General features: G+C 48.3%; 12 protein-coding genes. 7 read left to right on the top strand and 5 right to left on the bottom strand.

The window, feature by feature from the left end; all coding sequences use genetic code 11:
* The first annotated feature begins 79 nt into the window (after window positions 1-79).
* Both H6F51_14795 and H6F51_14790 read left to right on the top strand, forming a co-directional pair.
* A complete protein-coding gene (locus tag H6F51_14795; protein ID MBD1823753.1) occupies window positions 80-2293 on the top strand; it encodes a phosphoketolase in 2214 nt (737 codons plus the stop codon).
* 198 nt (window positions 2294-2491) lie between these two features.
* Complete coding sequence (locus H6F51_14790; GenBank protein ID MBD1823752.1) at window positions 2492-2632, top strand: hypothetical protein; 141 nt, start codon at window positions 2492-2494, stop codon at window positions 2630-2632.
* 39 nt (window positions 2633-2671) lie between these two features.
* On the opposite strand, the gene H6F51_14785 is transcribed toward H6F51_14790, so the two are convergent.
* Both H6F51_14785 and H6F51_14780 read right to left on the bottom strand, forming a co-directional pair.
* On the bottom strand, window positions 2672-5341 hold the full coding sequence (locus tag H6F51_14785) for a GAF domain-containing protein (protein MBD1823751.1): 2670 nt from the start codon (window positions 5339-5341) through the stop codon (window positions 2672-2674).
* Window positions 5342-5449: 108 nt separating this feature from the next.
* Window positions 5450-5977: a hypothetical protein gene (locus H6F51_14780; protein ID MBD1823750.1), complete on the bottom strand. Its 528-nt coding sequence runs from the start codon at window positions 5975-5977 to the stop codon at window positions 5450-5452.
* Window positions 5978-6318: 341 nt separating this feature from the next.
* Between H6F51_14780 and H6F51_14775 the strand changes: the two genes are divergently transcribed.
* Complete coding sequence (locus tag H6F51_14775) at window positions 6319-6738, top strand: response regulator (GenBank protein ID MBD1823749.1); 420 nt, start codon at window positions 6319-6321, stop codon at window positions 6736-6738.
* Here H6F51_14775 and H6F51_14770 read toward each other — a convergent pair.
* Window positions 6735-7556: an SDR family oxidoreductase gene (locus H6F51_14770; GenBank protein ID MBD1823748.1), complete on the bottom strand. Its 822-nt coding sequence runs from the start codon at window positions 7554-7556 to the stop codon at window positions 6735-6737. The two genes, H6F51_14775 and H6F51_14770, sit on opposite strands and share 4 nt — an antisense overlap.
* A gap of 400 nt (window positions 7557-7956) precedes the next feature.
* Between H6F51_14770 and H6F51_14765 the strand changes: the two genes are divergently transcribed.
* Together H6F51_14765 and H6F51_14760 are read left to right on the top strand one after the other, a co-directional pair.
* Window positions 7957-8727 carry a fatty acid desaturase gene (locus tag H6F51_14765; protein ID MBD1823747.1) on the top strand — a complete coding sequence of 257 codons (771 nt, stop codon included), beginning with the start codon at window positions 7957-7959 and terminating at the stop codon, window positions 8725-8727.
* Window positions 8728-8732: 5 nt separating this feature from the next.
* Window positions 8733-9560 carry a class I SAM-dependent methyltransferase gene (locus H6F51_14760; GenBank protein ID MBD1823746.1) on the top strand — a complete coding sequence of 276 codons (828 nt, stop codon included), beginning with the start codon at window positions 8733-8735 and terminating at the stop codon, window positions 9558-9560.
* Window positions 9561-9639: 79 nt separating this feature from the next.
* Here the strand turns inward: H6F51_14760 and H6F51_14755 are convergent, their stop codons facing one another.
* The gene (locus H6F51_14755; protein MBD1823745.1) at window positions 9640-9882 is read right to left on the bottom strand and encodes a hypothetical protein; all 243 of its coding nucleotides are present in this window, start codon (window positions 9880-9882) and stop codon (window positions 9640-9642) included.
* A 217-nt stretch (window positions 9883-10099) separates the two neighbouring features.
* Between H6F51_14755 and H6F51_14750 the strand changes: the two genes are divergently transcribed.
* A complete protein-coding gene (locus H6F51_14750) occupies window positions 10100-10384 on the top strand; it encodes a hypothetical protein (GenBank protein MBD1823744.1) in 285 nt (94 codons plus the stop codon).
* Here H6F51_14750 and murQ read toward each other — a convergent pair.
* Entirely contained in the window at window positions 10372-11280 is a 909-nt protein-coding gene (murQ, locus tag H6F51_14745; GenBank protein ID MBD1823743.1) for an N-acetylmuramic acid 6-phosphate etherase, read from the bottom strand. The genes H6F51_14750 and murQ overlap by 13 nt on opposite strands.
* A 149-nt stretch (window positions 11281-11429) precedes the next feature.
* On the opposite strand from murQ, the gene H6F51_14740 reads away from it, so the two are divergent.
* Window positions 11430-12212 (top strand): SDR family oxidoreductase, encoded by a 783-nt coding sequence (locus tag H6F51_14740; GenBank protein ID MBD1823742.1) that lies wholly within the window; start codon window positions 11430-11432, stop codon window positions 12210-12212.
* The last annotated feature ends 47 nt before the right edge of the window (window positions 12213-12259 follow it).

Raw genomic sequence — 12259 nt, 5'->3', positions numbered from 1 at the left:
CTGCACTTTATTCTCAAGCGTCCATTGCCTGTGTACCATAGAGTGTCTAGACCCTATTTACAGATGTAGCAGGTGAAGCATGACCGCAGTGACTCCCAATCCAACGTCTACCAAACCCGCCTTTACCGAAGGCATTCAATACTTTAGCGATACAGTGCCAGGGTTTGAGACGTATGGCAAAACGTCTGCGATCGCAATCGGACAAACCGCTATTTCTGATCCAACCGATCCGACCGCAGGCTATCAAACGCTTCTGGCTGCGGACGCGCTGCGCTACTTGATTCTGCAAATGACTGCAAGTAAAGCGTCGGGTCATCCGGGCGGGTTTGCAAGCCAAGCCGAAGCCTATGCTGCATTCGTGATGCTCGGTCACAAAAATATCATTACCGAAGTCGGACACCACGCACCGGGCTTTTATAGCGCTATGTTCCTCGATCGCTCCCTCGAAGATATGGGCATCGAAACCGTTCAGCAACTGCGCGATCGCTTCCGCGAAAAACATGGTTTGCTCGGTCACTTGTCCGGTTTTATTCCAGGCATTCTTGCGCCCGCAGGGCCGCTCGGTCAGGGACAACACTTCGCAATGTCAGCCGCGCTGTTACACCGCGATAAACTTTTCCCGTTCACGGTGGGCGACGGAGGCTTGGGTGAGCCGTACATCATGAGTTCGATGGCGCACTTCAATACGGCATTTCCAGGCGTGACGAATTTCCTTCCGGTGCTGGTGTGGAACGGCTATTCGCAAGAGCATCACAGCATGGTCTCGCTCAAAACCAACGAGCAAATGATCGAATACTGGAAGGGCAACGGATTTGAGAATGTGATCTTGGTGGATGCGAAGGATTTTGACGATCGCAATCAACCCAGCGATTACGTTGATAGCACCGTTTTCTCGCTGGAACAGCGCATCAAGTTCGCGAACGCCGTTCTGACTGCTGCCGACAAAGCCGCAACACTAGCGCTCGGCGGTCAGTTAACGGTGTTCATCATCAAGCAGCTTAAAGGCGCAGGGGTTCACGCTAAAGGGTCGAAGTCTCACAACCTTTACGCACAGCATACTTTGGAGAACGAAGACATTATCGCTGCACTGAAAGCCCGTGCTCTAACTCCAGAAGCTTGGGAACTGGTGCGATCGAACTGTGAACGAGCCGGCGGCGGATCGGCAAGTAAAACGGTCGTGACTGAATTTGAGCGCACTCTACCAGACTTAGGACAGTTGCCGCTTGAAGAATATGCGGTTGGGGGTGATGCTAAGGTTTCAACCACGGCAATGGGTCGATTGGTGGGGCATGTGGGCCAGGTCGATCGTGCTTTTCTCGTCACCAATGCAGACGGAAACGAAGCTTCGGGAATCGCCAATATTAACCAAGCGCTGAAGATTATTCACCCGACTGAAGATTCGCTCTACCATCAAGCGCCGAATGGTCAAGTGTATGAGCCGCTGAGTGAAGATGCTTGTGCGGGACTGGCAGCAGGATTGGCACTCATGGGAAGTCGATCGCTGTGGTGTTCTTATGAATCGTTTGCGATCAATGGTTTACCGATTTGGCAAACGGTGACGCAAGCGATGGCAGAATTACGCCGTTCTACACCTTCGACCATTACCTTATTTACGGCTGGCGCATTAGAGCAAGGTCGCAATGGCTGGACACACCAACGCCCCGAAATCGAAGCGTATTTTGCTGCAATGATGCGAAACGGCAACGTATTTCCGTTGTTCCCACCCGATGCGAACAGCATTCAAGCCTGTTACGAATGGGCGCTGACGACGAAAAATAAAGGAATTGTGATTACCGCAAGTAAGTCACCGTTACCGATTCGGACAACGTTTGAGCAGACTCGACAAGCGATCGAGCAGGGTGCGATCGTGCTGCATGAATCTACGGGATCGAAAACGATCGTGTTTGCGGTGATCGGGGATATGACGCTTAACCCTGTGTTTGCTGCCGCTTCGACTTTGGAATCGCAAGGGTTTGGAGTGCGAATTGTGTCAGTGGTGAATCCGCGACGGCTGTATCGTGCCAGTGATGTCGCTTGGGAGATTTGCTCAGATCCAGATGGCGGATTTATCGACGATGCAACGTTTGAAACCTTGTTCGGTGGCGACGCACTGATCGGGGTGACAGGAGGTGCAAGCGGAATGCTAGAGCCGATTATGCTCCGGAGTACCGCGAAGCGCGATACGTTTGCCTGGAAGCGGGGTGAAACGACTGCAACGGCTGGGGAACTGATGGCAGTTAACGGCATCACGGCAGAAGGATTGGTTAAACGATCGATCGAACTGTCGAAATAGCTGAACGAAATAGTTGAATTTTGAGCAAGACGAATCGACTTTGATTCGTCTTGCCGAAGTGCTTTCAATCAACGATTGAGCGTGCTCTCAAAGGCTTTACGGCATCTCTGTCAGAGAGCGATTCCATTAAACCCACAATATCAAAACCCTGAATAATTGCGGCAGAATGAAGATCGTTCGCAATCTTTGAGTAACAACATGGCACAGATGGACGATCGCAAAAAGCGCATCATGGAACACCTATCCCGCAGTACCAACGACTTTAGCAAACCTTTGCCTGCAAGCTCTCTAGAGCGTAAACAGCGAATTTTGGATCACGTTCGTCGGACAACGGGCTAGTGCAAATTCAAGAGCGATCGAGTTTACGATCGCTCTTGCTTATTTCTGGCAAATCGGAATCTCAATGCAAAACTCGGTACCTTGATTCAATTGAGAGCGGCACTCTAGCAAACCCCTGTGTTTTTGCACCACAATCTCATAGCTGATTGCCAACCCCATCCCCGTTCCTCTCCCGATCGGCTTTGTTGTAAAGAAGGGATCAAAGATTTGAGCTTGGGTCTCCGCTCCCATCCCCTTGCCGCTATCCCGAACAGAAATCAAAGCGCGATCGCCCTCAACTCGCTTTGTCGTAATCCAAAGTGTTGGCACTTCTTGATCCGATTCTTCGAGCGCATCGATCGCATTACTCAGAATATTCATAAATACCTGATTGAGTTGTCCGGCATAGCATTCAATTAAAGGCAAAGCTTCATAGTTTTTGATCACCTTAATTCCGCGAGAGGCGCTGTCTGATTTGAGCCGATGCTGCAAGATCATTAGCGTATTATCAATTCCCTCATGAATATCCACTGCCTTCATTTCCGCTTCATCAAGCCGAGAGAAGTTCCGCAGCGATAGGACAATCTGGCGAATTCGCTCAGTTCCAACTTGCATTGAAGCAATGATCTTAGGTAAGTCTTCGCGCAAAAACTCCAAATCAATCTCGCTGGCTTGGTCTAAAAGCTCCGCTCCAGGATTAGGATAGTATGCCTGATACGCATCAATCATACTCAGGAGGTTGTTCGTATAGATGCTGAGATGGCTGAGATTCCCGTGAATAAAGTTAACCGGATTGTTAATTTCATGAGCAACACCCGCCACCAATTGACCTAAACTGGACATTTTCTCAGTCTGAATTAATTGGCTCTGAGTTTGTTTCAAAGTAGAAAGCGCGTCCTTTAGTTGCTTTGCCTGCTGGCGCGTTTGAATCAACAACTCCGCTTGTTCAATCCCAATGCTTAATTGCACTGCAACCTGACTCACAAACCGAATCTCGGCAGCTGTCCACTGACGCGGAAAATCGCATTGATGCACGCAAAGTAAGCCCCACAGCAAATTGCCTCGTAAAAGCGGTGCAACAATGTTGGCTTTGATCTCAAATTGATCGAGTAAGGCCCGATAACAAGGCTGAAATTCAACCTGATTCACATCGGAAATCGAGCTAACGCGCCCCTGTCGATTGCGCGGATACATCTCGTCGAAGCAACGGTCTTCCACATCCAAACCTAGAATCGCTGGAAACTCTGTCCCGACATCCTCGGCAATGACTTTTCCCCAATTGTACTCGCTGCTGCAGTCGAACTGATAGATGCAAACTCGATCGACGCTGAGCGATCCTCGCAGTTCTTGAGTGACGGTTGCAAAAATCGTCTCAACCTGGAGCGACTTCCGCATATTCGTGACGACATTAAATAAAATGCGCTGCTGCTCGGTTGCTTGCTCCAGTCGGGCAGTCCGTTCTTGCACCTGTAGTTCCAAGCTGGCATTGAGCGCCTGCAATTTTTGATGCGTCTCGTATTGTTGAATCGCGGTTGCAAATTGCTGCGCGATCGCACCCGCAAATTCTAAATCCGTCGCCGTCCAAGGCTCAATTTTTCCTCGGCAAGATTCGCGCCAGACCTCAAACGACTGACGCGGGTAGAGTTGTCGATGATCGGGATCGACTCTTCCTGCCCAGAGAATTTCTGTTTCGATCTCGTCACGAAATATAGTGAGATATCCTAACAATTGCCGTCGGTACCAGAGCGGAATGACCAATAAGCCGCGAATATTGGTGAATCGGAATGCAGGCTGGAGGTTCCGCAAACTTGATTCTTTATAGAGATCTGCAATCTCCCAAATGGGCGCTTGCTCATGCTGAAATCGATCTTTCCAGGCACTATATTCTTCAAGCAGTGCAAAGGGCGCATTTTCAGGCATTGTTGGCTGGCTCCCTGCCTGAAATAGCCGGACACAATTACTCGGAAGCTGCGGATTGCGAGGCGGAATCGCTGCCAAAGATTCGGCGTAGACCCACAACCGCCCCCCGGAACCATTAAACGCAGCAACCGTACTCTCTAATGCAGCTTGGAGTTCGATCGTAGATAGCGAGTGCAGTAATCCACTAATTTGATTCAGCATTGCCTCACGCGCTGCCTTAGCGCGGGCTTTCTCGGTCAGCGTCGATTGCGCGATCGCAACAGTGAGCAAATCGACCACCAGTTGTAGCGCTTCAATTTGCTCTTCGGCGATCGTCTGCGGCTCGACGTGATGGATAACTAGCAATCCCCACAGCACTGTCTCCTGCAAGATCGGAATCACTAGAGACGATTGAACGCCCATTGCCGTGAGATATTCCGCGTGGCAAGGATCAAGCGGACGATAGCGAATTTCCTCTGGTGCTGCCGGATCGATTCCACTCTGTCCGATCTGGCGCTCGGCTAAATTCACCATTGATCGCGCTCGCGCTTTGACAAATAGTTCCCTAGCGTGGGGTGGAACATCATCTGCGGGAAAGGTTAATCCAAGCAGTGATGGTAAGCGCTGCTCTCGAATCCACTCCGCAACGACCCGCCCGGTCTCATCGGCTTGAAACTGGTAAATCTTGACGCGATCGCAATTGAGAAACTGACCAATTTCAGTTACGGCTGCTTCAAGAATTCCAGACAAGTGTTGCGATCGCCGCACCCAAGACGTGACTCGACTGAACAGTTCTGCGTCCGGGCTTGGAGCAACCGTCTGAAAACCCATACTAACCACCTTATTTATATTGTTCCATGAGAGCAATAAGACTTTATCTTTGCTTCAAGGATCAGTATGGGCAAAGTCTTCTAAATTTTGACAATGCACAAAGAAGTTTTAGCGATGATAGGGCTGGGCTTGCTTAGAATGGCGCGATCGAAAATCTAAACAATCCTTTGCCGCAGGGGTCATCGCGCTATGCGGATTAACTGCACATTTCATGTAGGGATTGTTATTAAAGAATTGGCACTTCTTACACGGATACTGGGCAAGCTGGCGATTGGTTTTGACTTCTTTGCGGCTGAGTTTCCAGGTGTCGGCAATAATACACACAACGCCTGCCCAAATCGCAACGAAACAAATCGGTACGAGCAGGAGCGAGGCATCCTGCACAATTTGCGAGTCTGCGGTTGCACGATCCGCAGGGGGTTGAACGATTTCGGTACGGAGGAGAGGCTTTTCTGAGGGCGACATGGTGACAGGAGTGAGGCGCACGGTTGGGGTTAATCCTTCTATTATTTGTATCGATCGCGCCCAAACACTATCTCTACCGGGGGAATTGAGTTCTTCTCTACTGCGGTATATCCATGGAAAGAGATTCGCTTGAAAGGCGAATAGCCCGCGACTGCTCAGCAGAAACGCCAACGTTGCAATGGTGATAACGTAAGAATCACGTCTGTATTACAGGGGAATTCTCTTAAACTGTGTACTGTGTAACCTTGAGTGAGCGCTAGAATGACCTAAGCTAAATCTTGCTCGATAGAGACCCATGAGGAGGATTTGAGTTAAACTAGCTCGAATACCAAGCGCCTGATGAGGTTAATGGCACTGCTTGTCCGCTTTTCCACCTTGCTATTTTTCATAAAGTCTGAGTAAGCACTTTTGCTTATCGTACAAAACATCACGAAAGCATAAGATATCTTAAGATTTTCTTTATTTCCCGCTCAGAATTAAGTATCTATAGTAGGGATACGCGGTAAGACCCCATGAATGATTTACTTTCTAGCTCGCCACTTCGCGCTCTGATTGTTGACGATGACTTGGACTCTATAATTCTGTTAACCACACTGCTTGAAATGCACGGGGTTGATGTGACTTCCGCTTTCTGTGCAGATCAAGCTATGCAGAAACTACGATCGCAGCCTGACATCTTGATTGCAGATTTGGCAATGCCTCATATCGATGGCTACGAGCTAATTCGCCAGATCCGCACCCTACCTCCAGAGCAAGGCGGTCAGATTCCTGCGATCGCGGTTTCGGCTTGGGTTGCGATTGAGGCGCAAAATAAGGCGGTCAGTGCGGGCTTTCACACCTTTATTACCAAACCTTACCAACTGACAGAACTGCTTGAAACGGTCTCACAATTAACAGACTGGAGACCGCTCGAATCTGGGGTTACAGCCTAATAATCTTTGTCGCTGTTTTTGAACGTCCGCCGCATCACCCACTGTAAGAGGTCTGGAAACAGTCGATTTGAGAACACTGAGGCTCCCGCAGACCCAACAATCACTTCAGTCTTTTTATGTTTTACAGCGTCTAGAATTGCTTTCGCTACATCGTCTGGTTTCTCGACGACTGGGACGCTGAGAACTTGCTCTAGTTGCTTGCGACGAGCGATCACGTCTTCTTCATCCTTGCCGCGAAAAATTGCCCGCTCCATGAAGTCGCTCTTGATCAAATTCGGATAGATGCCACAGACGGTAATCCCTTTGGGGGAAAGTTCAGATTGTAAGCTTTGAGTGAGTCCGGTTACAGCAAACTTAGAGGCCGAGTAAGGCACAAGGTAAGGGATAGGAACCTTACCCCCTGAAGATGAAACGTTGACGATCGTGCCGCTTCCTTTTGAGAGGAAATGCGGTAACAAGGCGTGAATGGTGTGAATGTATCCCCACAGATTTGTATCGATTGCCGTATGCCAATCTTCGAGCGTAAAACTATCGGCAGGCCCTGAGATATAAACGCCTGCATTATTCACTAACACATCGATCGATCCGTATTCAGAGATAGCTCGATCGATCAGTGTTTTTACTTGGTCTGCATCGCGGGTATCGGTTGGAATTGCCGTAACCCTGGGCGCGATTAATTTTAATTCTTGAGCAGCGGCGTTGAGGCGATCGACGTTACGGGATGCTAATACAAGGTTGTAGCCACCTTGAGCGAAGCGGAGGGCAGTGGCTTTCCCAATTCCTTGAGATGCGCCTGTGATAATTACTGTAGAAGCCATAACAATCATTGAGATAAAGCGTACTTTTAGTGTGGTTTGAATCCTATCAAATTCGTCTAACCTGCGTTAGATTTTGATAGTTAATCGGCGAAATAAGCAGATTTAGTTAATATTTAGAGATACGCGAAAAGGCTTAAGTTTCAAGGCAGAGTAGAGATTCGCCCCTCAGAGAGATAGCATTGTGTCGTTAAGTTTCTAAGCTGTCATGTAATGCAATTTCATTGCTGTTTCTGCATGGTAAAACAAAAACTTATTTAGAAAGTTTCTTGTTAAAAGCTCGGTCTTTGTCTGATCAAGTTCTACAACACCGCCTAAGAATGTTAATATTTGCAAAGCGTTTGTGTTGAAGCAGCACCTGTGGAAATTTGCCGCTCATTCTGAATGTTTGTGGAGTTATCCCGTGGTTTCTTTTCGTTCCGCCCCGATTCGGTCTACACATGATTCTGGAATCGACATCGATCGTGGTGTCTTCGTTGCGCTCTCGGTTATTGGTGTGTGGGCTGCGAGCCTGACAATTTTGCTCACTACCGATGTCAACTCGATGCCGCTGTTTGTAAAGATTGCAGCGATCGCGCTACAGACATTTTTGTATACCGGATTATTCATTACGGCTCACGATGCGATGCACGGCGCTGTTTCTCCTAGCGATCGTAAACTGAATGACTTTATTGGCTCGGTTGCACTCCGCGTTTATGCGTTGTTTTCATTGAAAGAAATGATTCGGACGCATTGGCAACACCATGCCCATCCTGCTTCTGAGTCTGATCCTGATTTCCATGACGGTCAACACAAAAATTTCTTTGCCTGGTATTCCTATTTCATGGTGCGGTACTGGAGCTGGACGCGCATCTTTGGACTGGTTGCAATTTTCCACATTGCACATCGCTTATTTCACATTCCTGAAGCAAATCTAACCCTGTTTTGGGCGATTCCATCAATTTTGAGTTCGGTTCAACTGTTCTTTTTTGGAACCTTCTTGCCGCATCGTGAGCCGGTAGGCGGATATCAGAATGAAAGCCGTTCACAGAGTACGAGCTGGTCGCCGCTCTGGTCGTTTCTTAGCTGCTACCATTTTGGCTATCACTTAGAGCATCATGAGCGCCCGGATTTGGCTTGGTGGCAGCTTCCCGAACTGCATCAGCGCCGACTCGAAGAGGAGCATTCTGCTTAAATATCATGTCAAACTGGGTAGAAGTTCTCAACGAGTATTCGACGAAAGATCTGGAGCAGCGGAAGGTTTGGTATTCTCCGGTTGTGGAAGCCTACGATCGAGCACGACCCCGCTATCCAGAAGCGTTGATTCAACGAGTGGTTGAGGTTGCTCAGTTGTCGCCTGAATCGAGAATTCTGGAAGTCGGTTGCGGATCGGGCGTGGCGACAGTAGATTTTGCTCGGTTGGGATATGCGATCGATGCGGTGGAGCCGAATTTGGAGTTCTGCCGATTAGCTCAGCAGAACTGTGCCGCTTATCCGCAGGTGAACATTATTCCTCAGACCTTTGAAGAGTGGCAGGTTGAGTCTGGAAAGTATCAGATTGTACTCGCGGCAAATGCTTGGCACTGGATTGCATCTGATATCAAGTATGTGAAAGCCTCTGAAGCATTACAAAACAATGGTGCTTTGGTGTTGCTATGGAATATGCCACTTGAGCCGAGCCGTGAAGTGCATCGGGTACTGGATGAGGTTTATCAGCAGATCGCACCGTCGATCGCTCCCCAGTATGAGGGCAAGGACACTCAGGAAGAGATTTTGCAAGGGCTTGGAAAGTTAATCGGTGATTCAGGACTATTTGAGGCTCCAGTAACGGAAACGATCGATTGTGATCGGGTTTATGAGGTCGATCGTTATTTGGAGCTTCTAAGCAGCTATTCGCCGTACATCGCTTTGAATGCACCGACGCGAGAAGCGTTGTTTCTGGGGTTGCGGAGTGCGATCAACCAGCAATTCGAGGGCAAGATTCAGCTTTTCAACCTTTCTGCCTATCAGATTGCAAGGAAGCGGTAAATGCTGACTATCGAAACTAAGTAATCAGAAACAGATAGCAACCAAAGTTAATCAATGCAACCATCACTAGCAACATCAACTAAAAGAGTCCTCTTTGCTGCCACCAAAGATCAATGCGCTGCAACATCACCAGCACTTTTGCACCAATTAGCGCCCCGACCATGCCAGCAACCACGATCGAGCTTCTTTGCGTCGGCTTAATCGTATCTCGGCGGAAATTTCGCAGCGACAACCGCAGCGCAACGGTATAAGCGATCGCCTCAAAGAAAATGTGAGGATGAATCTTAAATGCACCAATCCCGATATAAACAGGAAAATTCACACAACGGTTTGAAATAAAGGAATTATCTCACTATACCGACAGTCTTTGACAAATTAGCGGCATCGTTTCAGAAATCAAAGCTTCTTTACAGATGGTGGCTTGATCGCTGATGTAATCGATCCCTGAAAAAATGGTGATCACACCCTGTAACAATTGGAACACTCAATGCTAAATTGTTCGCTGATTATCTAGGTGCGATCGCACATTTATCAGGCGTATGACTCGATCATTTGCAGCATTAGTCAGTTTAGTGTGTCTATTTCTAGGTTCCTGTGGATTTCTGATTACAACCTCAGACTGTTATGGCTCAATTCGGGCAGGTGTGATTAGCATCTTTATGTCTGCACTAGCTTGGGGCTATTTGAAACTTGTCAATGAAAAGCCGATCGGCTTCTGGCTGATGCTGTACCGCAGTGGAGTGGCAATTGCAGGCACGATCGTTGTGTTTGCAGTCTGGCGAATCTTAGGTGCAGTACAAACTACAGGGTGTCAATTAGGCTGATTTAGCGCCGCTCTTAGATTTCCTTGATGCTCAGCCAATAAGCGATCACACTCTGCTTTTGAAAGTCCTGTCCAGTGCATCATCAAAGCAGTCTTCACAGAGCGATCGCTCTTTTCGAGTAATGCTGCGGCTTGTTCTCGATCTAAATCGGCGAGGTCGCAGAGAATTCGTAAGGCGCGATCGTGCAGTTTAGTATTCGTCACCGCCACATCAATCATGCGATTGCCGTAAACCTTACCCAATCGCACCATTGTTCCAGTTGAAAGAATATTTAATGCGAGTTTGGTCACGGTTCCCGCTTTTAGCCGCGTAGAACCTGCTAACACTTCTGCCCCGACTAACAAGCGAATATCAACATCCACCTCAATCTGAACTTGTTCTTGAGGCACACAAGCCATAAAAATTGTGGTTGCTCCGCGTTTTCTTGCTTCTGCTAAAGCTCCATGAACATAAGGAGTCGTCCCACCTGCGGCAATACCCACCACAACATCGATCGTACTCACCTGCCGCTCCGCGATCGCCGCCGCTCCTTGATCCGCCAAGTCTTCTAGCCCTTCTGAACTTCTCACCAAAGCATCCGCGCCACCCGCAATAATTCCTTGCACCATTTCCGGAGATGTACAAAAAGTAGGCGGACACTCTGCCGCATCCAACACGCCTAAACGACCGCTTGTTCCTGCACCGACATAAAACAACCGTCCGCCTTGACGTAACTTTTCTGCAGTTAAATCAATCGCTTTCGCTAAAGGTTCTCGTGCCTGTGCGATCGCGCTAATCGTTTTCGCATCTTCCTGGTTAAACACATCAACCAGCTCGATCGACGAAAGCTGGTCGAGATTTGCACTCGCTGGATTAACTTGCTCGGTGAGTAAATGTCCGCGCTGTTGAAGTTGCATAACCATTCGGAGAAAAACGCAACCTGTATTCTACCGCTTTGAGTACAGCGAAACTTAAATCCTGATGCTTCTGAACCCTGCTAAAGACAGAGGAACCTTAAGCCAATAAAAACGAAGGTAGAAGCGGACGACTTCTCGATGAGGAAACTATGCCATTAACAGGTAAGGTTGCAGTCATTACAGGCGCAGGATCAGGAATCGGACGAGAGTCAGCACTATTGCTGGCTGAACACGGTGCCATCATCGCTGGAATCGATTGGTCTGCAAGCGCGATCGGGGAAACGGTTGAAAAAATTCAGCATCGGGGCGGCAGTGCGATCGCAGTGGTGGCTGATGTTTCTCAACCGGATCAAGTAGAATGTGCGATGAATGAAATCGCTCAAAAATTTGGGCGGATTGATATTGTTTTCGCTAACGCTGGAATTAATGGCGTTTGGGCACCGCTTGAAGAGATTACTCCTGAAGAATGGAATGAAACTGTCAATACAAATTTGAACGGAACATTTTATACGGTCAAATATGCTGTTTCATATTTAAAAAAACAGGGTGGGGCAGTGATTGTAACCGCCTCCGTGAATGGAACTCGAACCTTTAGTAACACAGGTGCAACAGCGTATGCTTGTACCAAAGCTGCCCAAGTCACCTTTATGAAGATGATTGCACTGGAACTCGCAAAAAATAAGATCCGGGTGAATGCAATCTGTCCAGGTGCGATCGGAACCAATATTTTCAACACTGCACATCCAAAACACATCGAAACAATCAAAGAGCCTGTGGAATATCCGCATGGCACTGTGCCCTTAAATGGTGGCTTACCTGGAAGAGCCGAGCAAGTGGCTGAATTGGTGCTCTTTCTTGCTTCGGATGCCGCGAGTCACATCACAGGTACAGAAGTTTGGATCGATGGTGCAGAATCTTTGTTAGTTGGCTAATGTTAGTTAGCTAATGTTAGTTGGCTAAATTGTTTATCTGGTCAAGA

Source organism: Cyanobacteria bacterium FACHB-DQ100 (assembly GCA_014695195.1).
In the GTDB taxonomy this organism is placed as follows: Bacteria; Cyanobacteriota; Cyanobacteriia; order Leptolyngbyales; family Leptolyngbyaceae; genus Leptolyngbya.
Note: the sequence above shows the minus strand (reverse complement) of the source record. Positions and strands in the feature narration are given on the sequence as shown.

Coding starts and splice junctions, on each gene's coding strand:
- H6F51_14795 (MBD1823753.1), top strand. CDS start 80: ATGACCGCAGTGACTCCCAATCCAACGTCTACCAAACCCGCCTTTACC.
- H6F51_14770 (MBD1823748.1), bottom strand. CDS start 7,556: ATGGCTTCTACAGTAATTATCACAGGCGCATCTCAAGGAATTGGGAAA.
- H6F51_14750 (MBD1823744.1), top strand. CDS start 10,100: ATGACTCGATCATTTGCAGCATTAGTCAGTTTAGTGTGTCTATTTCTA.
- H6F51_14760 (MBD1823746.1), top strand. CDS start 8,733: ATGTCAAACTGGGTAGAAGTTCTCAACGAGTATTCGACGAAAGATCTG.
- H6F51_14775 (MBD1823749.1), top strand. CDS start 6,319: ATGAATGATTTACTTTCTAGCTCGCCACTTCGCGCTCTGATTGTTGAC.
- murQ (MBD1823743.1), bottom strand. CDS start 11,280: ATGCAACTTCAACAGCGCGGACATTTACTCACCGAGCAAGTTAATCCA.
- H6F51_14790 (MBD1823752.1), top strand. CDS start 2,492: ATGGCACAGATGGACGATCGCAAAAAGCGCATCATGGAACACCTATCC.
- H6F51_14740 (MBD1823742.1), top strand. CDS start 11,430: ATGCCATTAACAGGTAAGGTTGCAGTCATTACAGGCGCAGGATCAGGA.
- H6F51_14785 (MBD1823751.1), bottom strand. CDS start 5,341: ATGGGTTTTCAGACGGTTGCTCCAAGCCCGGACGCAGAACTGTTCAGT.